The organism is Mycobacterium sp. ITM-2016-00318, from assembly GCF_002968285.2.
GTDB lineage: Bacteria > Actinomycetota > Actinomycetes > Mycobacteriales > Mycobacteriaceae > Mycobacterium.
This window is the reverse complement of record NZ_CP134400.1, coordinates 3,012,048-3,033,178: the sequence shown is the minus strand read 5'-3', so window position 1 is coordinate 3,033,178 and position 21,131 is coordinate 3,012,048. Positions and strand designations below refer to the sequence as shown.

Here is a 21,131-nt window from a genome sequence, read left to right as displayed (position 1 = left end):
CATGATGCGCCAGAAGTCGGTAGGCCGACAGGCGACCACGGCGGACATGCGACACTCTGGGCATGGTTGTCGCAATCGATCGCCCGAAGCTCGAGGGAAACATCGCCGTCGGCGAGAACAGGCAGATCGGGTTCGCCGAGTTCGGTGCCCCTCAGGGCCGCGCCATCTTCTGGCTGCACGGCACCCCCGGCGCCCGCAGACAGATTCCCACCGAGGCGCGGGCCTATGCCGCAGAGGCGGGCATCCGGCTGATCGGCATCGACCGACCGGGGATCGGCTCGTCGACGCCGCATCAGTACGAGAACGTTCTCGCGTTCAGCGACGACCTCCGAACGATCGCCGACACGCTCGGAATCGACAAGATGGCGGTCGTCGGTCTCTCCGGCGGCGGCCCCTACACGCTGGCATGTGCTGCCGCGATGCCCGACCGCGTGGTAGCGGCAGGCGTCGTCGGAGGTGTCGCGCCGCCGTCAGGACCCGATGGTATCGACGGCGGCTTGATGGGCAACCTCGGAATACGCGTCGCCCCGCTGCTCAGGGTGGCGAAGGTGCCGATAGGGGTGGTGGCCGCCACGCTGATCCGATTCATCCGTCCGGTGGCAGGGCCGGCCGCGGATCTCTACGGCCTGGTGTCACCGCCCGCCGACCGCGCGCTGCTTGCGCGGCCCGAAATCAAGGGCATGTTCCTCGACGATCTGCTCAACGGCAGCCGTCGGCAGATGGCCGCGCCGTTCTACGACGTCGTCGCCTTCGCCCACGACTGGGGGTTCCGGCTCGACGAGGTGAAGGTCCACGTGCGCTGGTGGCACGGCGACGCGGACCACATCGTGCCCTACGCGCACGGTCAGCATGTGGTGTCGAGGCTGCCCGACGCCGAACTGTTTCCGATGCCCGGCGAAAGCCACCTCGGTGGGCTCGGGCGCGCCGAGGAGATCCTGCGCTCGATGCTCGAAGTGTGGGACACCACCGACTGACCGATGAGAGCGATCGTGCTTCTCGCCCAGAGCGCGGCGCTGGACCAGGCGGGTACGGTTCACGCGCTCGGGCTGGGCTGGACGGCCAGCTCCAACCCTGTCCCGCAGCACGCGCTGGTCATTTTCGTCGAAGTCGAGTGGGCCGAGCTGAACAAGTCATTCCCCATCCGCGCCGAGCTCGTCGACAGCGACGGTGTGCGCGTCGCCCACACCGAGCACGGCGTCATCAAGGCCAAACACAAACCCGTTCATCCCGAGGGCACACCGGTCACCATTCCGTTCACCGCGACCATCCCGCCGCTCAAACTCACCCCCGGTCAGCGGTATCAGTGGCGGGTATCCATCGACGACGAGATGCACGAGGACTGGCTCGCCGGCTTCACGGTGACCGACGACGAATAGCCGTTCACGTCAGTCTTCGAGCGCCGCAGGGTCTTTCGCGCCGAGCAGAACCCGCCTGAGCAGGTGTATCGCGACGGTCGTCGAGCGCTCCCGGATATCTGAGCGGTTCCCCGGCAGGAGAAGCGTCCTGGTCAAGGTCGGGCCGTCGGCGAGCATCACCGAGAAGCACACCGTCCCGACCGGCTTGTCCTCGGTACCACCGCCGGGGCCCGCGATACCCGTTGTCGCGACAGCAGTGTCGGCGTCGAATCGATGCAGCGCACCCCGCGCCATTGCCTCCGCCACCGGTTCGGACACCGCTCCGTGCGTCTCGATCAACGCCGTGTCGACGTCGAGCATCCCTGCCTTGGCTTCGTTGGCATAGGCCACCACCCCGCCCGCCACGTAGTCGGATGAACCCGGAACGTCCGTGAGCCGCGCCGCGACGAGTCCGGCCGTGCAGGACTCCGCCGTCGCGATACGGTGGCCCGCCAACAGGGCGGCCACCTGATCGTCGACAAGAGCACCATCTTCGGAGAAGATCTGCCGCGCATGATGTTTCCGTAGCACGTCCAGTAGACCCGCATACGCGCCTGCCGCGTCCGGTTCGTACCGCGTGACGATCTCGAGTTCACCGCGACGCAGACAGGTGGTGATCTCGAGTCGGTCGAACCCGTCGACGCGACCCTCTGCCTCGCGCAGTGTCTCCGCCAGCCCCGACTCGGGCAGGCCGAACATCCTGACCATGTCCTGCCGGTATTCGGTGCGACCCGCGATCGCCTCCTGCAGCGCGGGGGTCTGCACCGCGGTACGCCACATCGGCTGCAGTTCGCGGGGCGGTCCCGGTAACACGAGAACCGTGGGTTTCCCAGGTACCACCACGCCTGGCGCCGTGCCGACCGGATCGAGGATAGTCGCACCGGCAGGCACCATCGCCTGCTTCCGGTTGGCTGCCCGCACCGCTTCGAAATCCAAGTCGGTGTAGCGGGCCCGCAGCCGCTTGAGGATCTCGGCGATCCGCTCCTCGAGCGCATCGTCGAGAACCAGTTCGCGTCCGCAGAATTCCGCGACAACCGCAACCGTCATGTCGTCGGCGGTCGGACCGAGACCGCCGCTCGTGACGATCAGATCGACACCCTCGTCAGCGAGGAAACGAAGCTGCGCGGCAATGTCATCGGGCCGATCCCCGCAGATGGTGATGTGTGCCAGCTCGACGCCGAGTTCGAGGAGGCGGTCGGCGACCCACGGGCCGTTGCGGTCCTGGACCCGCCCGGTCAGAACCTCGGTACCGGTGACGACGATGCCTGCGCGTGCACTCACGAGCTATGCATACACGGCGACGCCTCGGCGGCCGCAGCGGCCACAGGCGGAACGTCCTTGCGGGCGCGCACACGGATGCGCGCGCCGCGATGCGGCGTCAGAATGACGTGTTTTACCTTCTGTCGCTCGGCGCTCGCCGTCGTGGTGCACAGCTCGACTCGACGCAGCACCTCCCGCAGCACGATGCGCATCTCCACCATCGCGAACGTCGCACCCAGGCAGCGCCGGTTGCCCCCGCCGAACGGCAGCCAGGTCGCCGGACCAAGTGTGGCGCCGACCATTCGGTCGGGATCGAAAACGTTCGGGTGCGGGTACTGCTCGGAATTGCTGTGCACCAGACCGATTCCCGGTGCGACCATGATGCCGCTAGGCAGTCGATAGCCCGCGAGCTCGACCGGTTCCTTCAAGATGCGGCCGACGTCGAAGACCACAGGCCGGATCCGCAGGGTCTCCTTCGCCACCGCGTCGAGGTACTCGTCGCCGGCGGGGTCGCCCGCCGCGCTCGCCTCAGCGGCGTGTACCGCCTTGGCCAGGACTGCGGGATGTCTGGTCAGCCGTTCCAATGCCCAGGACAGCCCGGTCGCCGTCGTGTCGTGGCCGGCGACGAGCAGCGTGATGAGCTGATCGCGCAGTTCGCGGTCGGTCATCGTGCCGCCGTCCTCGTCGGCGGCGCGGATCAGCATAGCGAGCGCATCGGTACGCGTAGCAAGGTTGGGATCGCTTCGCCGGTCGGCGATCTCGGCGAACAGCAGTCGATCCGCCTCGTCCATGTTGCGTCTCAGCGAACGCCACGGGCCGAGCCGCTGCAGACCCGGCTTGGCGATCGCGAGCGAGGCCCATGGCGTCACGTTGAGTAGCTTGGGCATCACCGCGCGCAGGGCGGCAAGCCGCTGCGGGTCGGATGCGCCGATGACGGTCCGCAGGATCACCTCGAGCGTGATCTCCGACATCTTCGGTGCGACAGGAACGTCGGCGTCCAGCGGCCAGGTCGCGATGTTGGCCGCTGCAATCTCCGCCATCAGCGCGGTCTGGCGGCCGACGGCGTCGCGGTGGAACGCAGGAAGCATCTGGCGCCTTCGCTCCTTGTGCACGTCGCCGTCGATCACCAGTACCGAGCCGTTACCCAGCAGGCCGGCCAGCATCATGTTCGCCTCACCGGCGTGATACACGTCGGGGCTGCCTGCGAACACCTTCTTGATCTCGGCGGGGTCGTCCAGATACACGAGAGTTCCCATGGTGGCGATGTGCATCGTGAAGACACGGCCGTAGCGCCGCCTGCACGCGGAGATGAAACGCGGCCAGTAACGGGCCATCAGTGCGGCCTGCATTGGGGCCGGTAGTCGGGGCCCGGGAGGCAGTGTGGCGTGCTCGGTGTCACCCATCAGTTGAGCATACGAGCCGCTTCGCGCGTCGAAACGAGATCAGACGGGCACGCGGCGCATCCGGTCGGATTCCGGCCAGACGTAGGGAAGATCGTCGGGGACGTCGGGAAAGTAGCGGCGGTAGTGCTCGGGATCCTTGCGCACCAACGCCGCCTGGTGGCTGCGGTGAAACGCCTCCGCCCCCAGCCAGGGCGGCAGCTCGCCGGCCGCCGATAACTCCTCCTCGGTGCGAACCGAGCGCTGCCCGAGCGTTCTGGTCAGATCGTCGACGAGGGTAGTGGCGCAGGTGTCGGCGTTGCCGATGTCGCACCAGACGCCACACACCGCAAGCCCGTATCGAACGAGCGCCTCCTCGTATTCGGCCCACATCGCCGCAGCGGGGTGATGCCGCCACCCGTAGCCCGCGACGGTCAGCGCACGCAGCACCTGAATGGTCTCGACGCGCTGCTTGCCCAGTCGCCTAGGGTCGAGCACCCGCGCCGAGTCCGTGAACCCAGGGCACGGGAGGAAGGTCTGCATCGCCTTACGAGTACCCGCACGTGAAGGTGGGCACACAAGCGCCGTGACCGTTGTGAAAACGATCGGCGTCGAAGAGGAATACCTCCTTGTCGATCCTGTCAGCCGCGCGCCGCGCTCAGCCGCCGAGGCGGTTGTCGCACGGGCCCGCACAGGTCTGGGCGACAGCGTGACGAACGAGTTCACCCAATTCCAGATCGAGGTGCATACCCGGCCCTGTGCTGACGCCGCGGCGGTGCGCGACGAACTGGTCGGCCTTCGTGCCGGCGCAGCCGAGGCGGCGGTGGCAGAAGGCGTCCGGCTCTGCGCTTCCGGAACGCCGGTGGTCGCTGGCCGGGAGCCGTGGGTGCTCGGTGACAATCCGCGCTACCGGGCCGGAGTCGCACAGTACCGGGCGATGCTCGATGACTTCGCCGTTTGTGCGCAGCACGTCCATGTTCATCTCCCCGATCGTGAGCGCGCCGTCCTGGTCGGCAATCACCTGCGGCCATGGCTGCCGCTGCTGGTGGCGCTGGGCGCCAATTCACCGTTCCATCATGGCGTGGACACCGGCTACGCGGATTGGCGCACAGTGATCAGGAGCCGATTTCCGTGCCTCGGGCCGCCGCCATACGCGGAATCGCTACGACAACACGAGGAACTCGCGGTGCGAATGGCCGAATCGGGCGCGATGCTCGACGCGCACATGCCGTTCTGGGACATTCGGCCGAACCCGCGACTGCCGACGCTGGAGATCCGCTCGATGTCCGTCGCCGCGGACGTCGACGACGCTGTCGCCATGGCCGTGTTGATCCGGGCGCTTGTGACGACGGCGGAGGCCAAAGTCGCTGCGGGAGAACCCGGTCCGCGACCACCCAGCGAACTGCTGCGCGCGGCGTACTGGCGGGCGGCCAGAGATGGCTGGTCGGGCTGCGGAGTCGATGCGCTGACCGGGCGGGTCGTCCCCGTCCCGATTCAGGCCACGCGGTTGGTCGACCACATCGGCCCTGCGCTCGATGAGCACGGTGACGTCGATGTCGTCAGAGCCTTCCTCGACCGCCTCGCGGCGGGTGGAACGGGGGCGGAGCGCCAGCGCGCATCTGCTGCCAGGCACGGCGTGCTGACCGGGGTGGTGGACGACTTGATCACTGACACGGTGCGAAGGTGATGACGAGGACGTCCCTGCGCGCGCAGCGCGACGGATCCATTGGCCGGATCGCCGTGACGCTGTGCAAGGTCGATCGGTCGTCGCTGAGCAGCAAGGTGCCTGGCTCGGCCAGGGTTGTGGTGAGCAGCGGCGTGCCCGCGAGGTCGTAGACGGTACTTTCACCGCCGACGGCGTTCTCGCGTCCGATGAGGAGCGACGTGACGAGAGTGACGCCGTCGCGGTGGCGTCCTTCCGGGGCGGGTTCACCGGCGTTGCCCGGGGCGGCCAGCACTCGGAACGGGGTGACCTTGACGCTCCATTCCGCAGCGTCGTCCAGCACGGTGGCCACTCCGCCGAGGAGCCGGATCAGTCGGTCAAGCAGAGCATCGCCGCCGAACGCTTCGGTGAGCGGTTCGAAATTGCGGTCGCGGCCGATGTAGAGCGGATTGGAGTCGTCCGGCTGGACGAACGCATCGTGTGGCAACCGCCGGGCCGAGCCGTCGGCGGGCGTGAATGCGAAGTGGCCGTACCGGCGCAGCCGCGTCGTGCCGAGTTCCGCGGCGTAGGCGTCGGGCTCCAGTTCGTCCCAATGCGACGCGAACTCGCTCCACGCCGCTGCGTCCGCGTCGAGACACCGGGAAAGCGCGGAGGCCGACATCAGGCACACCGATCCGCTGGTCAGAGGTTCGCAGGCTGTCACAGGGCACGAGTACCCGGCTACCGTAAGGTCATTCCCGTGACGGCGCCGAAATCCTTGCGTGAGCTGTTCGACCAGATCGGGCTCGAGGAGGTGCCGTCGACAGACGACTCGGTCGTCATGGAGATGCCGGTCGACGAACGGGTGACCAACACCGCGGGCGGACTGCAGGGCGGGCTGATCGCCACGATGGCCGATGTGACGGCGGGTCAACTCGCCGCACGGAGCACGCCTTTCGGTCACGCCATCGCCACCACCGATCTCTTCATCCGCTATCTGCGCCCGATCAAGGTCCGCAACGGGGCCGCCCGTGCCGTCGCGCGGATCCTGCGCACCGGAAAGCGGTCCGTGGTCATCCAGGTCGACATATATCGGGGCGACGACGGCGAACTCGGTGCCACGGCAACAGTCAACTTCGCCGCAGTCGGATAGGAGCGATCATGGATCTTTCGGGTGTGGGAGTCTGGAGCCACCAGCTGCGCTACGGCGACAAAGCCCGATCTGCCGATGCCGCGGCCGAATTGGAAGATCTCGGCTACTCGGCGTTGTGGATACCCGATGTCGGCCAGACGCCGGTGCTCGAGTCGGTGGACCACCTGCTGTCTGCGACGAAGGACATCGTGATCGCGACGGGGATCCTCAATCTCTGGATGAACGAGCCCGCCGACGTCGCCGCGTCCTACGCGTCGCTCCTCGCCGCCCACGGAGATCGGTTCCTCATGGGTATCGGCGTCAGCCACGCACCGCTGATCGACTCGACGGCGCCGGGCCGATACCGCAAACCGCTTGCGGCCACCGAGTCATTCCTGGATGCGCTTGACGCAGCGCAACCGCCGGTGCCGGTCGGCGCCAGGGCGCTCGCAGCGCTTGGACCGAAGATGCTCGAGCTCGCGGCGACGCGAACCCGGGGCGCCCACCCGTACCTGGTCACCCCCGAGTTCACCCGACACGCGCGTGAGCTCCTCGGTGACGGCCCGCTGCTATTACCCGAGCAGACCGTCATCCTGACCGAGGATGCCGCGCATGCTCGCGAGATCGGGGCTCATTGGATCAAGATGTACCTGGCGATGCCGAACTATGCGAACAACATGCTGCGGCAGGGGTTCTCGGCGGACGACGTCGCCTCGGTGAGCGACAGGCTGCTGAACGCGATCATCGCTTGGGGCGACGAGACCGCGGTGATCGGCCGCATCAACGAGCACTTGTCCGCCGGCGCCGACCACGTCTGTGTGCAGGTCCTGACATCCGACCTCAGCGAGTATCCCCTCGAGCAGTGGAGGCGTATCGCGGCCGCACTGCGGTAGCGGCGACAAGCGGCCGGATCGCTACTGAATCGGCACGACGACAGGCGCCGAGTTGTATCCGGCGACGCGCACCCAGTTGGCCTCGGTCCGATCGGTTGGCACGACGCCGTGGACCTCGACGGTTTCGCCCGGAAACACCGTCACGTAGTTGTCGCTGTACTCGATCGGCAGGATCTCGTCGCCGGCCTTCGAATTGAGGATCTCGGCGCGTTGGAAGAAGGCCACTCGCCTGGTCGGGTTGTGCAGTCGGATGGTGACCCCGTTCTCTCCTTCGGCATCGGTTCGCTGTGCGCTCACCTGCAGCGGAACGCGCGGCATCCAGTTCAGTGCGGTCATGTCGGCCCAGCTCACCTGCTTCAGTTCGAACGCCCAGTCGTTCGTCGGGTCACCGAGGTCGTCTCGCTGCTGTGACTGCCAGTAGACGTTCTCGGCGAGAACGGATCCGTCGTCGTCGACCACCTCGCAGCGGACGAAATAGACACCCGAGTTCCGGGCAACCCTCGGCAGCGTCATGGCCGCAACGCTTCCGCCAGAGGCCACGGTGAGCTTGTCGGTCAAGCGGTCCTCGCGCACGTCACCCTGTAGGTCGTACACGCGGACGCGGACCCGGAGATCGGACCGGTCGTCGGGGGTCTGGTTGACCAGCGTCACGTTGGCCTTCGAGTGATCACCGGTGGCATAGGAGTCGAAGACCGCCGAAATCGGCCGAAGGCCTTTCTTCGCCCCGTAATACGCCCCGCCCGGCCGCAGGTAGTAGTCGAAGATGTTGCCGAAGAACGACGGCCAGTGGTTGTTGAGCATCCAGTAGATGGTCATCTTGTGGCTCGCCCACCCGTTGGCGGCGAAGACCTCGAACTGGGCCCGGGTCGACTCATAGTGCGCCAGCTGGGCTTTGCGGGCGAATTCCTCTGCATCGTCGGACGGTCCGTAGCGGCGGTCGACCGCCCGCTTGATGCTTTGCAGGGCGGCATTCTTCGGGTTCGACCCGGCGTGGAAGTACCACGTGTCGTTGATCGGCCACAGCTTGTCGGGCGGGATGAAATTCTTGAGGCTCGCGAACGGCGGGATGTGTTCGTTGTCGCCCTGCTCGGCGGTCGAACCGCGGGTGGCGCCGTACCGGCCGCTGAACCAGTACCCCGGCGGGCGCCAGCTGTACGGGCCCGCCATGTGGATCCCGTCCCAGTCGCGGTCCCCCGTCGCGTCGCGTGCCAGTGAGGAGACGGTGTCGACGGTGGCATTCTGCCAGTGCGACTCATCCAACACCGCATGGTATTTCGCGAGGACATCGGGGGGCGCCTTACCGTCGCTGCCGTTGGCCCAGAGAAATACCGACGGATGGGAACGAAGCATCAGGATCTGTGACCGCAGGCTGTCGGTGGCCACTCTTCGGTCTTCGTCGTCCCACTGTGACCACTTCTCCCACTGGTTGCAGCACATCCAGCCGAACATCAACGGGATGCCGAGTTCGTCGGCCTTCTCGACGATGTGCTCACCCGGGAACTTGCCTTCCAGCCGGATCATGTTGAGGCCGAGGTCCTTGACGTAACGAAGGATCGCGTCCTCGCGGTCCGGGGAGTGCGCGAAGAGGAGGTCGGGTGTGTAGGCCGCGCCCCTGACCAACAGATCCCTGCCGTTGACGGTCAGATAGAAGTTGCCGCCCTTGCCCAGGTCGGGGAAGTCGCCGTCGGAGTCGCGGTGCTGGGTGACGGTGCGTACGCCGAAGCGAAGATCGGAGGTATCCGATACCTGTCCATACGAGGTGAACTGCAGATGCACGTCGTAGAGGTTCGGTTCGCCCAGGGTGTATGGCCACCACAGGTCGGGGTTCGCGACCGTGAGCTCGTCGAACTCGTCCGGGCTGAACGTGACTTCGCGCTGCTGGCCCGGAAGCAGCGTCACCGCCTGTTCGACGTCGATGCTCGGCTTGCCCGGCCGCGAGATCGTTCCCTTCAGCACGCCGCGGAGCTGTCGTGTCGAGTAGTTGCGCACGGACGTGTGAACGGTCAGCCGTGCGGAATCGGTGCGCGGAAGGGGCAATTCGGTGTTGACGACGGTCGGGCCGAGCGCCACGTCGCCGGAGACCTTGAGATACACCGGCTTCCAGATGCCGGCATTACGGTCCGAGACAAAGGAATTGCCGCGGTCGACGTCTTTGTCGGGGCCCCGATAACCCAGATAGTTCCAGTTGATCCAGTCCCACCAGCTGTCCGCGAGCTCCACCCCGTTGATGTCCTGCAGGGCGCGCTCGGGTGTCACCTTGATCGCGAGGGTGTTCGATTCACCAGGTCGCAGCCAGCGCCCCACGTCGAGTTCGTGGGCGTTGTGCATGCCGACGATCTGGGTGTTGCCCGCGACGAGGCGGCCGTTCAGCCATACCTCGGCGCGGTAGTTGATACCGGGAAGTTCCAGTAGGTAAGTCGAGTGGCCCGCAGGGGCCGGGAACGAGGTGCGATACCACCAGTTCTGCTTGTAGAGGTCCTGCGGCACCTCGTCGAGAAGGTTCTTCCCGTAGTAGAGGTGCGGGTAGGTGCCGTCGTCCTGCAGCGCCTCGAGGACCGTCGACGGCATCGTGCGGACGGTGTGCCAGCCCTCTTTTGTGGCATAGTCCCAGCGCGACACGGTCGCGCCGTCGGAACCCACGCGGGTGGCCGAAGCGAGCTGCCAGCCGTCAGACAGTTCGATCTTCTCGGGCGGCTGCTGAGGCGGCGCGAAGGTGGCGAACGAGCCCGCGCAGCTCAGCAGCAACAAGACGATGAGGATCGTGGAGAGGACGGTGCGGCGCCGGGTCGATATGGCCCTCTCCTATCGGTCGCTGTTGGATAAGAACCGTAGTCTCGATTCATGATGGTCGAGCCCTCGGGTCGGGTCTCCGAAATCGTCACCAGTCCGCAGGGTGCAGAGGTGGGCGCCTTCTTCGACCTGGACGGGACGCTGGTCTCGGGGTTCACCGCGACAGCGCATGCAGGCCACCGGATCCGGCGCCGACAGGCGCGGATCGGCGAGGTCCTCGGGGTGCTGGAGGCTTCGATCCGATACCGGCTCGGGCGGATGCAGTTCGAGCGGCTCATCGTGCGTGCTGCCGGCTATCTGAAGGGTGAATCACTGCGCGAACTCGACGAGCTCGGCAAGCGGCTGTTCGTCAGCCACATCGCATCCAGGGTCTACCCCCTCATGCGCGAGGTCGTCGCGGCCCACCAGGCGCGCGGCCACACCGTCGCATTGTGCTCGTCGGCGCTGACGATTCATGCCGAGCCGGTCGCTCGCGCCCTTGGCATCACCACCCTGCTGTGCAACCACTTCGAAGTCGACGGCGACGGACTGCTGACGGGCGACATCGAGAGGCCGATCATCTGGGGTGCCAGGAAAGCGGATGCGGCACAGCGGTTCTGTGAGGACAACGGCGTCGATCTGACGCGCAGCTTCTTCTATGCCGACGGTGACGAGGACGTGGCGCTGATGTCGGTGATCGGGCACCCCCGGCCGGTGAATCCGCGCGCCGGGCTGGCTGCGGCCGCGGCGGCCAATGGCTGGCCCGTCCTGCGCGTCGCGGTTGCCGGCCGAAAGGCGCGACCGGTGTGACGAGCGTCGCGGAGGGCATGATGCTCGCCTGCGGCGGCTTCCTCCTCGCGGTGCTGTGGATGGACCTGATCTTCGATAGCCAGGTCCGCGGTATCCCGGACGGACAATTACCCGCGCCGGTGCTGGCATCCATCGCGCAGTACTACCGACGCGCGACAACCACATCGCGACCGATGAGCCGTTTGATCGCCGCCGTGATGGTGATCCTGCTCGCCGCATCGGTGCTTCAGGGCGTGACCGGGGACGACCCAATTTGGCTGACCGCGGTTTCGGCTGCGCTCGCCGCGGCTCCCATCGTGCTCGCCGGTAGCAGAACGGTGCCGAATGCCGTCCGACTCGGCGGCCGGGAGGACGGCCTCGCCGATCGGTCGGGGCTCGCTCGGTCGATCTACCGGGACCACCTCGTGTGCTTCGCTGCGATCTCGGCGTTTCTCCTCCTCCGGCTCTGGGCGGTTTGGTGAAGACTCCGGCGGGCAATCCCTGAGCCGTTCAGGGGGTCACCCCCCGCAATTTCGTGGAGAAACGAGGCACAGACGATGACTGCACGACGCCTGATCCTGATCGCCGGTGCGGCCGTCCTGATCGCCGGTGTGATCGCCCTGCTCGTCCCGGTGTCCATCACCGGCAACGGCAAGTCGATCGGCTGCGGCACGGCCATCGCCGCCGATTCGTCAGAAGCGGAGGCGGCCAACGGTCAGACCGTCGCCGGCGTGCCGATCCTGAACGAGATCGTCCCGCACACCGATTACGTGGCGGAGTGCCAGCATGCGGTGTCGAGCCGCCGGTCGTGGTCCATTCCGCTTGCCGTCGTCGGCCTCCTGGTGGTTGCCGGCTCGTTTGTGGCGCCGCGATCGCGCGCTGTTTCGTAAATCACACTTCCGGGCAGTCCTACAAGCACGTCGGGATCATTCAGCCAAAAGGGGGCGCACGGTGTCGAGCGATCAGCAGCAAACAGAGCAGCAGGACAGCGACGAGCAACAAGCGCAGCAGCAGGACAGCGATCAGCAGAAAAGCGATCAGCAGGACGACCGGCCGCGCACCGAGAAGCCAGAGGTGCAAGAGGAGCACCAGGAGAAAGCCAAGGAGATGCGGAAGGAGTACGTGGAACAACGCCCCACGGTGATCATGCCGGGTAGTGGTGGCACCGTGTCGGGCACGGCCGTCAACGAGTGGCTCGACGACGACGGGAGTCCGAAGTTCGGGGACGAGTCGGAGTCAGCGGCCGACACGTCGGACGATGACGCAGAAACCGGCAGGACCGACGAAGACAAGTCATATGGCGACACGGTGGCGGATGACAAGGAAAGAAACGAGAGGATTCGGAAAGCGCACGAGGAGGCACAGGCCGACGAGGCGCAGGACGACGAGGCAGACAACGACGCGGCCAAGGGCGACGAGGCGGCCAAGGGCGACGAGGCGGCCAAGGGCGACGAGGCGGCCAAGAGCGACGAGGCGGCCAAGAGCGACGAGGCGGCCAAGAGCGACGAGGCGGCCAAGAGCGACGAGGCTAAGAAACAAGGTTAGGCGGCCGTTACGGTCTCTGCAGGCCTGCTTGAATCCCTGGTGTCGGCGCGTACTAAACTAGAACACGTTCCAGTTCGCCCCTCGCGCCAAAGGAGCTCGCATGCATACCGCCATCTGCGACGACCTCGACATCGAGTTTCCGATCTTCGCCTTCACGCACTGCCGTGACGTGGTGGTCGCGGTCAGCAAGGCCGGTGGGTTCGGCGTGCTCGGCGCGGTCGGCTTCACTCCCGAGCAGCTGGAAATAGAGCTGAACTGGATCGACGAGAACATCGGCGATCATCCCTACGGCGTCGACATCGTCATCCCGAACAAGTACGAGGGCATGGACGCGGGCGACCTGGAGCCTGAGGTGCTCAAGAAGCAGCTCAACGCGCTGGTGCCCGACGAGCACCTGGAGTTCGCCCGCAAAATCCTCGCCGACCACGGCGTCCCTGTCGAGCACAGTGACGACGACGCCCTGCAGCTTCTCGGCTGGACAGAGGCGACCGCCACGCCGCAGGTCGAAGTCGCGCTGAAGCACCCGAAGTGCACCCTGATCGCCAATGCGCTCGGGACGCCGCCCGCGGACATGATCGCCCACATTCACGCCGAGGGCCGCAAGGTCGCGGCGCTGTGCGGATCGCCGTCGCAGGCGCGCAAGCACGCCGACGCCGGTGTCGACATCATCATCGCCCAGGGCGGCGAAGCGGGCGGGCACTGCGGTGAGGTCGGCTCGATCGTGCTGTGGCCGCAGGTCGTCAAGGAGGTGGCTCCTGTTCCCGTGCTGGCTGCAGGCGGTATCGGCAGCGGTCAGCAGATCGCCGCGGCGCTCGCGCTCGGCGCCCAGGGTGCGTGGACGGGCTCGCAGTGGGTGATGGTCGAGGAGTCGGAACACACGCCGGTGCAGCACGCCGCGTACGCCAAGGCGTCCAGCCGCGACACCGTGCGCAGCCGGTCGTTCACCGGTAAGCCGGCCCGCATGCTGCGCAATGACTGGACCGAGGCGTGGGAGAATCCGGAAAACCCGAAGCCGCTCGGAATGCCGTTGCAGTACATGGTTTCCGGGATGGCCGTCGCCGCGACGCACAAGTATCCGAACGAGAGCGTCGACGTGGCGTTCAACCCTGTCGGCCAGGTTGTCGGTCAGTTCACCAAAGTGGAGAAGACCTCGGTGGTCATTGAGCGCTGGGTGCAGGAGTACCTCGAGGCGACGAACCGGCTCGACGAACTCAACGAGGCTGCCTCGGTGTGATCTAGGGCGCCGGCGGCGGAGCCTCAGGAAGCGCCGGACCCGGTGGCGGCGATGGTGATCCGGGGAGCACGGGCTCGGGCGGCGCCGCATCAGGTGGCGGCGCGAGCGGCTCACCCTGCGGGATTGCTGCCGGCGCCTGCGGACCTGCGGGCAATCCGTTCGTCGGCATGGCGTTGGCGTCCAGTGGGCGTTGCGTCAGAAGAAGCAGCGCATCGCGGCCGCTGATGTCCTGGGTCTGCACCGCGTGCCACAGGTCGCGCAGGTAGGAGGCACCGCGGCTCTGCGGAGGCTCGACCGGAACGTCGGAGGTGCCCGGCGGCAGGTTCTCCGGGCTCAGCAGGTGCGGCACCTCGGCCGGCGGCGGGGCGGGCAGCGCGGGATCGTCCGCCGCGGCCTGGGTCGAGATCGACTGCTCCTGCTCCGGTCCCGGCTGAAGCGGCGGTCCGGGCAGTGCCGGCGCGGGCAGCGCGGGGTCGGGGGGCGGGGGCAGCGCGGGGTCGGCATGCGCGATGGGCGCGGCGACCGTCAGCGCCGCGAACGCTGCGAGCATTCCGCCCGCCGCGGACAGCGTCTTGACTCTGTCGGACTTCCTCACCGATGCCCCCTCTGCTTCTCGTCACGGTGCTACTGGGGTCTTCAGTCTTGGTACTCCGATTGTTACACCTGTGCAATGTGTGACCAAGGTGTCTTTCATGAGAAATGCGGCGGAACACGTTTCACTTGCGACTTTTCGCCAAGTTCCGGAACCCCCTTCACCGTGTCCCATCTGTGGTGTAGCAATGCCTTAAGGGCACTAGACAACGTCGTAAGAGGAGTCCATCCATGCCATCTCCGAACCTCCCACCCGGGTTCGACTTCACCGACCCTGACATGTACGCCGAGCGGCTACCGGTCGAGGAACTCGCCGAGATGCGCAAGGTGGCGCCGATCTGGTGGCAGAAACAGGAGAAGGGCAATCTCGCGTTCGGTGACGACGGCTACTGGGTGGTCACCAAGCACGCAGACGTCAAGGAGGTGTCCCGCCGCAGCGACGTGTTCTCCAGCAACCGCAAGACGGCGTTGCCGCGCTACCGCGAGGACGCCGACCCCGCGTCACTGGAGGGCGGCAAGGTCGTGCTGCTCAACCAGGATGCACCGCACCACACCCACCTACGCAAGATCATCTCGCGGGCGTTCACGCCCCGCGCCATCGAGTCTCTGCGCGACGAGTTGCGCGTGCGCGCGCACAACATCGTCAAGGAGGCCGCGGCCGAGGGCTCCGGTGACTTCGTCGAGCAAGTGTCCGCCGAACTGCCGCTGCAGGCGATCGCGGGTCTGATGGGCGTACCGCAGGATGACCGCAAGAAGCTGTTCCACTGGTCGAATCAGATGGTCGGAGACCAGGACCCGGAGTACACCAGGAACGATCCGACGGCCGCGGCGGCCGAGCTGATCATGTACGGCATGCAGATGGCCGCGGATCGTGGCAAGAACCCGGGCGACGACCTCGTCACCAAGCTGGTGCAGGCCGACGTCGAAGGGCACAAGCTCACCGACGACGAGTTCGGCTTCTTCGTCATTCTCTTGGCGGTGGCCGGAAACGAAACCACTCGGAACTCGATCACGCAGGGAATGATGGCGTTCACCGAATCCCCGGACCAGTGGGAGCTTTTCAAGCGCGAGCGGCCGGCGACCGCCGCAGACGAGATCGTCCGGTGGGCGACGCCGGTCACCTCGTTTCAGCGCACCGCGCTGGAGGACACGGAGCTGGGCGGCGTCGAGATCAAGAAGGATCAGCGAGTGGTGATCTTCTACCGCTCGGCCAACTTCGACGAGGAAGTCTTCGACGACCCGTACAACTTCAACATTCTTCGAGACCCCAACCCGCACGTGGGATTCGGCGGAACCGGCGCGCACTACTGCATCGGCGCGAACCTGGCCAGGATGACGATCGACCTCATCTTCAATGCCATCGCCGATGAGATGCCCAATTTGAAGCCGATTTCGAACCCCGAGCGGCTGCGGTCGGGATGGCTCAATGGCATCAAGCACTGGCAGGTCGACTACACGGGTAAGACCGCGACCGCGACGTAGCCGTGGTGGGCTTCGGGTAGTCGATGATCGAGCGCCAGTATTCCTCGCCGATCTCCTCCCCCGATTTCAGCACCATTGCGAGCCCGGTCGCCATGGCGATACCCAGCAGGCCCAGCCAGAGGCCGGTGATGGCGATGACCGCCCACAGGATGGCGGTGATCGTCGGCCACGGCGACACCACCGCGAGGACGGGCGCGAAGAAGAAGCCGGCGCCGATGAACCACGCCGAACCCGCCCGGTCGGACATCAGCACGAAGCGGAGCCACCGCGGAATCGACGAAGGCTTCCTCGGACTGGTCGTCATGGCCGTTCTCCCTTCCGGCGACATACTCAACGGTGCCCTGCGCAAGTCACGGGCGCAATTACCTGCGAGGTAACGACTCCGCCCAACTCTCGCGTGCCAAAAACTGCTGCGTTTGTTGCGGCGAAGTGCGAGTGAGCGCCGCAACAAACGACACATATGGCGAGCGGCATGCGACGTTAACTGGACTGCCGAGCGCGTCTGGGCAACTGGTCTGACCACTTGACCTCTGGCCAGTTGTGCGCCATGGTAGAGGCATGGACCTGCAGCCGGTGAACCGTCGTTCCGTACCGGAGGACGTCTTCGATCAGATCGTCTCCGGCGTGCTCAGCGGTGAGATGCAGCCCGGCGAGTCATTGCCCAGCGAACGGCGCCTCGCCGAGGTTCTCGGTGTTTCTCGACCTGCGGTCCGGGAAGCACTCAAGCGACTGTCGGCCGCCGGCCTGGTGGAGGTGCGCCAGGGCGACGCCACCACGGTTCGCGACTTTCGCAGGCATGCCGGCCTGGATCTGCTTCCCCGGTTGCTCCTTCATGCGGGTGAACTCGATCTGTCGGTGGTGCGCAGCATTCTGGAGGCCCGACTACACAACGGACCGAAGACTGCCGAACTCGCCGCGGTGCGACGCCGGCCGGGTCTGGCTGCACTGCTGAACGAGGCCATCGAGAACCTGGAGTCGGAAACCGACCCGATCGAACGGCAGCGAAATGCGTTGACGTTCTGGGACCACGTCGTCGACGGAGCCGACTCCATCGTGTTCCGGCTGATGTACAACACTCTGCGCGCCACGTACGAACCCGCGTTGCCCGCGCTCGCCGCGGTGATGGCCGCCGAAGTCGGCCGCCCCGAGGCCTATCGGACGCTTGCCGCCGCGATTGCGGCAGGCGATCCCGGTGCCGCCAGACTTGCGGCGGTCGATCTTCTCGAACCCGCCACCGCGGCGATGCTCGCCGTCATCACCCACCTGGAGGAACAGAAGTGACGATTTTGATCACACGCCCACCGCGAAAGATTTTCACCCTGCGTGATGCCCAGCGCGAATTCCTGAAACACCCGTCGCCCTGGATGATTGGCACCGTCCTTGTCGGTGCCCTGACGGCCCGCGTCGTGGTCGGAGACTGGCAGTACACCGACGCGCTCGTCCCCTTGGTCATACTCGCGGTGTTCCCATTCTTCGAGTGGGTCGTCCACGTGTTCATCCTGCATTGGCGGCCGAAGCGAGTCGGGCGCCTGACCATCGACCCGCTGCTGGCGCGTGAGCACCGCCGCCACCACGTCGACCCACGCGACATCCCGGTCATCTTCATTCCGTGGAAGGCACTGATATGGGTGGTTGCACTCGCCGTTGCCGTTGCCCTGCTTGCCTTTCCGCGAACCGGCCTGAGTCTGACATTCTTGACGCTCTTCGGCGTGCTCGGGCTCTGCTACGAGTGGTGCCACTACCTCATTCACAGTGACTACAAGCCGAAGACCCGCTTCTACCGGGCGATCTGGCGCAACCACCGCCAGCACCATTTCAAGAACGAGCATTATTGGTTCACCGTCACCAGTTCCGGAACAGCCGACCGCATGCTGGGCACCTGTCCCGATTCGGCATCGGTCGATACGTCACCAACGGCGAAGAATCTGCACGCGCTCGAAGTCTAACCGGCCAGGATGATTACGGGCGACGTCGCCCCACCGCTGAGATCCCATATCCCAGAACAAGAACGAACAACGCGAGAAGGCCCATGTTCGCGGCGACCACAGCGATACCGACCGAGTCGGGATCCAGGAAGTAGTACGGAGCGCGGCGGCCCGCCTCATTGAGCACAAGAAGGGCGACCACCACGTACAGCGTCGGGTAGACGAGCCAGGCCAGCGGTTGCCACCAGCGCACGTTAGTGCGGCCGACGATGACCCAGTCGACGACCGCAAGAACGGGCACCACGATGTGCAACAGGATGTTGGCCGGTGTATAGCCCATGCTGTAGGTGGTCAGCAGCAGGTTCCAGAGGATTCCGGCCACGACGACATAGAGGACAACCGCCCCCCGGAGACCGCCACGCTCATGTGCGCGCGCAGAGAACAGCGTCCACGAGTAGTAAGCGGCGGCAAGCACATTGGCCTGATAGGTGAAGGTGGTCAGGCGCCAGAGCACACCGGATCGCGAGGACGTCTCGACCGCGATCAGTGCGATCACGACCGCCGCGACGATCAGGAGGCGTAGCAGTACCCGCACACGGTCATTATCCAGGCGGTGGCGGCGGGGGTGCATCTGCAGGCGGGGGCACCAGCAGTGGATCCTGCGCAGGCGGAGCCACGTCGACCGGCGCCTGGGCCGGTTCGTCCGGCCGTCCGATGCCCGAGATCCTGTCGCGAATACGTCCCAGGAATCCGCCGCTCCGCTCAGGAACCGGTGTCACCTCCGCGGGCACGAGGCCGGGCGCCGGATCCGTGACCCCAGGAGGGAGCGGCACACCGTTGGCGGCCACCGCACCCTGGGGAACGGTCCCGTCGACCGGGATGAGCGCGGGCGCGTCCTGCGGCAGCGGCTCTGAGATCGGCACGGGCTCTGTGTCATACACCGGCGGCGGCAGTTCGGCCGGCGGTGGCGGCGCTGGCAGCGCTGCCTCGACGGTCGGCGCCGGGGCGGCCGGTGCGGGCTGTGCGGCCTTGACCGCGGCGGGCTTCTCGGAATCGCTCGCCGCCGCGGGGGTCTCGGCGGGATTGGCGCTTTCGTTCCCGGTGAGCTGCATGCCGATGGCGAGCGAGCCCGACACGACGAAGGTCACCACGCCGACACCGAGCATGGCGCCGGCTGCGCCGATTCTCGGGAACAGCGACGACCTTTGTGGAACGGTCTTGACCCGACCCGAATCGTGGCCCGATTCATCGATGAAGGCGTCGGATCCGAGGGTCGAGGCGATGGCCGCACCGCGGGCGAGCGCCAGCTGCGCCTCCGCGGGGACGAACACCGGCACAGCCAGCACGTCCTCGAGATGCGGGGTGATCGCCTCGAGGTCGCTGCCGGAGCCGACCAACACCAAGGCCTCGGGTCGCCAGTCGGCCTGGGCGAAGATGGAGCTCAGCCAGCGGGCGAGGTCCTCATCGGTGGTGACGGCATGGTTTACCGCTGTCTGCACAGCCCCGTCGGCGGTGTCAACGATGAGCACGACGACGGCGTCGGGCTCGATGACGCAGACCGCGGTGCTCTCGTAGCCGATGACGTCGGCGATTCCGCGGGCCAGCGCTTCGGTGGCCTCGGGCAGCCGCACGGCCACGACGTTGTCGAACCCGGACTCCGACAGCGACTCGAGAAGCAGAGAGGCCTCGGTATCGGCGTCCGCACTCCATGTGACGCCAATGGAATGCAGTCGGTGGCCGCGCGCAGCGGCGATTGCCTCTGTGCGCATCACGGCCGCAGCCGCCTTCTCCGAAGTGTTGACCGCGCTGGCAAGGCCGCGGTCGTGAACCGCGAACTCGTCCTTGTCCATGGTGGCGCCGTCAGCTTCCTGGCCTTCGACGAGGACGAGCCCAACAGTGGTCGGCGTCATGGACAGTCCGAGGACCGCGTCCATCCGCACCCCCTCTGGAATCTAGAAATGGGCGTGGTCTTGGTCACCTATCCGGGTGAGACTACCTCGATCTCTCCGGGGGCATGCCCCCCGGCGGTCCCCTTCAGCCGGATCTACGCGGCGAGCAAATGTGCCTTCAGCTGACACCGCAGAACACTCGTCAACAGCAAATGTCGGAAAGTTGCTGATCCATTTTCATCCGGCAAGGATGTCGGCCAGCGTCGAGGCTTCCACGTTTCCGCCCGACAGGATCATCACCGTGCGACCGGGCGGCGTGCCACCGTGCCGGTATGCCGCCAACGCGACCGCCCCACTCGGCTCGCTGACCAGGTGGGCACGCAGCGCGAGCTCACGAACTGCGGCGCGGATCTCGTTCTCCGACACTGTGATCATGTCGTCGATCACCTCCCGCAGGTGCGCGAAAGTGAGCTCCGAGGGCTGTGAGCGCAGGCCGTCGGCGCTGGTGCGATTGCGATCCTCTATCGACCAGTCCACCCGTACACCGCGCTTCAGCCCCTCTGCAGTGTCGGCCGCGAGCTCGGGTTCGACCCCGAAAACCCTGGCCTTCGGGCATCTGGCCTTGATGGCGGTGCCGATGCCGGAGGCCAGGCCGCCGCCGCTGACGGGTATCAGCACGTTCTCGACGTCTGGCAGGTCATCGGCGATCTCCAGGCCGATTGTGCCCTGCCCTGCGATGACGTCGGGATGGTCGAAGGGGGGTATGAGCACGCCGCCGGTCTGCTCCAGCACTTCTGCGGCGACCTTCTCGCGTTCGCCGGCGCCGCATAGCACCACGTGGGCACCGTGGTCGCGGGTTGCCTGCACCTTGACGTCGGGAGTCTCGACCGGCATCACGATGTGGGCGGAGGTCCGGTACGCCGCTGCGGCGTAGGCGACCGCCTGTGCGTGGTTGCCGCTGGAGTACGCGACCACCCCCCGCGCGCGCTCGGAGTCCGAAAGGTTGCCGAGAGCGTTGAAGGCGCCCCGGATCTTGAAGGCACCGATCGGCTGCAGGTTCTCCGGCTTGATCCAGAGCGGCCGCGCAGGATCGGCCCACGTCGCCGGTATCAACGGGGTGCGCACGACGCTGTCGGAGATGCTGTCGGCTGCCGACTCAATGTCCTCGAGGCTGATCAGCTGCACGGCTTCAGTGTGCCTGTCACCG

General features: G+C 66.4%; 23 protein-coding genes. 13 read left to right on the top strand and 10 right to left on the bottom strand.

Annotated elements, in window-relative coordinates; genetic code table 11:
* Window positions 1-62: 62 nt before the first annotated feature.
* Both C6A82_RS14915 and C6A82_RS14910 read left to right on the top strand, forming a co-directional pair.
* The gene (locus C6A82_RS14915) at window positions 63-974 is read left to right on the top strand and encodes an alpha/beta fold hydrolase (protein ID WP_105343279.1); all 912 of its coding nucleotides are present in this window, start codon (window positions 63-65) and stop codon (window positions 972-974) included.
* A gap of 15 nt (window positions 975-989) precedes the next feature.
* The gene (locus tag C6A82_RS14910; RefSeq protein ID WP_311101354.1) at window positions 990-1,376 is read left to right on the top strand and encodes a DUF6941 family protein; all 387 of its coding nucleotides are present in this window, start codon (window positions 990-992) and stop codon (window positions 1,374-1,376) included.
* A 9-nt stretch (window positions 1,377-1,385) separates the two neighbouring features.
* On the opposite strand, the gene C6A82_RS14905 is transcribed toward C6A82_RS14910, so the two are convergent.
* The 3 genes from C6A82_RS14905 to C6A82_RS14895 are packed head-to-tail and all read right to left on the bottom strand — an operon-like array spanning window position 1,386 to window position 4,576.
* Window positions 1,386-2,675, bottom strand: coding sequence for a competence/damage-inducible protein A (locus C6A82_RS14905; RefSeq protein ID WP_311101353.1), 1,290 nt, complete (start codon window positions 2,673-2,675; stop codon window positions 1,386-1,388).
* Window positions 2,672-4,057, bottom strand: a complete 1,386-nt coding sequence (locus C6A82_RS14900) for a cytochrome P450 (RefSeq protein WP_105343768.1) — start codon at window positions 4,055-4,057, stop codon at window positions 2,672-2,674. The genes C6A82_RS14905 and C6A82_RS14900 overlap by 4 nt, the downstream gene beginning before the upstream one ends.
* A gap of 39 nt (window positions 4,058-4,096) precedes the next feature.
* Complete coding sequence (locus C6A82_RS14895; protein ID WP_105343788.1) at window positions 4,097-4,576, bottom strand: MSMEG_6728 family protein; 480 nt, start codon at window positions 4,574-4,576, stop codon at window positions 4,097-4,099.
* 43 nt (window positions 4,577-4,619) lie between these two features.
* Here C6A82_RS14895 and C6A82_RS14890 point away from each other — a divergent pair, with 43 nt between their 5' ends.
* Window positions 4,620-5,720 (top strand): glutamate--cysteine ligase, encoded by a 1,101-nt coding sequence (locus C6A82_RS14890; RefSeq protein WP_233216845.1) that lies wholly within the window; start codon window positions 4,620-4,622, stop codon window positions 5,718-5,720.
* Here C6A82_RS14890 and C6A82_RS14885 read toward each other — a convergent pair.
* Window positions 5,698-6,357 (bottom strand): 2OG-Fe dioxygenase family protein, encoded by a 660-nt coding sequence (locus C6A82_RS14885; RefSeq protein ID WP_105343770.1) that lies wholly within the window; start codon window positions 6,355-6,357, stop codon window positions 5,698-5,700. The genes C6A82_RS14890 and C6A82_RS14885 overlap by 23 nt on opposite strands.
* Window positions 6,358-6,435: 78 nt before the next feature.
* Here C6A82_RS14885 and C6A82_RS14880 point away from each other — a divergent pair, with 78 nt between their 5' ends.
* Window positions 6,436-6,828, top strand: coding sequence for a PaaI family thioesterase (locus C6A82_RS14880; protein WP_105343771.1), 393 nt, complete (start codon window positions 6,436-6,438; stop codon window positions 6,826-6,828).
* 8 nt (window positions 6,829-6,836) lie between these two features.
* A complete protein-coding gene (locus tag C6A82_RS14875; protein ID WP_105343772.1) occupies window positions 6,837-7,700 on the top strand; it encodes an LLM class F420-dependent oxidoreductase in 864 nt (287 codons plus the stop codon).
* A gap of 21 nt (window positions 7,701-7,721) precedes the next feature.
* Here the strand turns inward: C6A82_RS14875 and C6A82_RS14870 are convergent, their stop codons facing one another.
* Window positions 7,722-10,448, bottom strand: a complete 2,727-nt coding sequence (locus C6A82_RS14870) for a glycosyl hydrolase 2 galactose-binding domain-containing protein (RefSeq protein WP_233216847.1) — start codon at window positions 10,446-10,448, stop codon at window positions 7,722-7,724.
* A gap of 93 nt (window positions 10,449-10,541) precedes the next feature.
* Between C6A82_RS14870 and C6A82_RS14865 the strand changes: the two genes are divergently transcribed.
* The 5 genes from C6A82_RS14865 (at window position 10,542) to C6A82_RS14845 (ending at window position 14,037) form a co-directional block, all read left to right on the top strand.
* Window positions 10,542-11,279, top strand: coding sequence for an HAD family phosphatase (locus C6A82_RS14865; RefSeq protein ID WP_105343774.1), 738 nt, complete (start codon window positions 10,542-10,544; stop codon window positions 11,277-11,279).
* Window positions 11,280-11,296: 17 nt separating this feature from the next.
* On the top strand, window positions 11,297-11,740 hold the full coding sequence (locus C6A82_RS14860) for a hypothetical protein (RefSeq protein ID WP_105343792.1): 444 nt from the start codon (window positions 11,297-11,299) through the stop codon (window positions 11,738-11,740).
* A gap of 75 nt (window positions 11,741-11,815) precedes the next feature.
* On the top strand, window positions 11,816-12,148 hold the full coding sequence (locus tag C6A82_RS14855) for an aminopeptidase (RefSeq protein WP_105343775.1): 333 nt from the start codon (window positions 11,816-11,818) through the stop codon (window positions 12,146-12,148).
* A gap of 61 nt (window positions 12,149-12,209) precedes the next feature.
* Complete coding sequence (locus C6A82_RS14850; RefSeq protein WP_233216849.1) at window positions 12,210-12,803, top strand: hypothetical protein; 594 nt, start codon at window positions 12,210-12,212, stop codon at window positions 12,801-12,803.
* A gap of 100 nt (window positions 12,804-12,903) precedes the next feature.
* On the top strand, window positions 12,904-14,037 hold the full coding sequence (locus C6A82_RS14845; protein WP_105343777.1) for a nitronate monooxygenase: 1,134 nt from the start codon (window positions 12,904-12,906) through the stop codon (window positions 14,035-14,037).
* Between the two features lies 1 nt (window position 14,038).
* On the opposite strand, the gene C6A82_RS14840 is transcribed toward C6A82_RS14845, so the two are convergent.
* Window positions 14,039-14,632, bottom strand: a complete 594-nt coding sequence (locus tag C6A82_RS14840; RefSeq protein WP_311101352.1) for a hypothetical protein — start codon at window positions 14,630-14,632, stop codon at window positions 14,039-14,041.
* Window positions 14,633-14,859: 227 nt separating this feature from the next.
* Here C6A82_RS14840 and C6A82_RS14835 point away from each other — a divergent pair, with 227 nt between their 5' ends.
* Complete coding sequence (locus C6A82_RS14835; protein ID WP_105348864.1) at window positions 14,860-16,110, top strand: cytochrome P450; 1,251 nt, start codon at window positions 14,860-14,862, stop codon at window positions 16,108-16,110.
* Here C6A82_RS14835 and C6A82_RS14830 read toward each other — a convergent pair.
* The gene (locus C6A82_RS14830) at window positions 16,061-16,414 is read right to left on the bottom strand and encodes a hypothetical protein (RefSeq protein WP_105348866.1); all 354 of its coding nucleotides are present in this window, start codon (window positions 16,412-16,414) and stop codon (window positions 16,061-16,063) included. The two genes, C6A82_RS14835 and C6A82_RS14830, sit on opposite strands and share 50 nt — an antisense overlap.
* A gap of 254 nt (window positions 16,415-16,668) precedes the next feature.
* Here C6A82_RS14830 and C6A82_RS14825 point away from each other — a divergent pair, with 254 nt between their 5' ends.
* Complete coding sequence (locus tag C6A82_RS14825; protein WP_105348868.1) at window positions 16,669-17,391, top strand: FadR/GntR family transcriptional regulator; 723 nt, start codon at window positions 16,669-16,671, stop codon at window positions 17,389-17,391.
* Window positions 17,388-18,056, top strand: coding sequence for a sterol desaturase family protein (locus C6A82_RS14820; protein WP_233217158.1), 669 nt, complete (start codon window positions 17,388-17,390; stop codon window positions 18,054-18,056). Before C6A82_RS14825 ends, C6A82_RS14820 begins: the two co-directional genes overlap by 4 nt.
* 13 nt (window positions 18,057-18,069) lie before the next feature.
* Here the strand turns inward: C6A82_RS14820 and C6A82_RS14815 are convergent, their stop codons facing one another.
* The 3 genes from C6A82_RS14815 to C6A82_RS14805 all read right to left on the bottom strand — a co-directional run bounded on the left by C6A82_RS14815 (window position 18,070) and on the right by C6A82_RS14805 (window position 21,109).
* On the bottom strand, window positions 18,070-18,666 hold the full coding sequence (locus C6A82_RS14815) for a Pr6Pr family membrane protein (protein WP_105348869.1): 597 nt from the start codon (window positions 18,664-18,666) through the stop codon (window positions 18,070-18,072).
* Complete coding sequence (locus C6A82_RS14810; protein ID WP_105348927.1) at window positions 18,638-19,969, bottom strand: hypothetical protein; 1,332 nt, start codon at window positions 19,967-19,969, stop codon at window positions 18,638-18,640. Before C6A82_RS14810 ends, C6A82_RS14815 begins: the two co-directional genes overlap by 29 nt.
* A 192-nt stretch (window positions 19,970-20,161) precedes the next feature.
* Window positions 20,162-21,109 (bottom strand): threonine/serine dehydratase, encoded by a 948-nt coding sequence (locus C6A82_RS14805; protein WP_105348871.1) that lies wholly within the window; start codon window positions 21,107-21,109, stop codon window positions 20,162-20,164.
* Window positions 21,110-21,131: the final 22 nt, after the last annotated feature.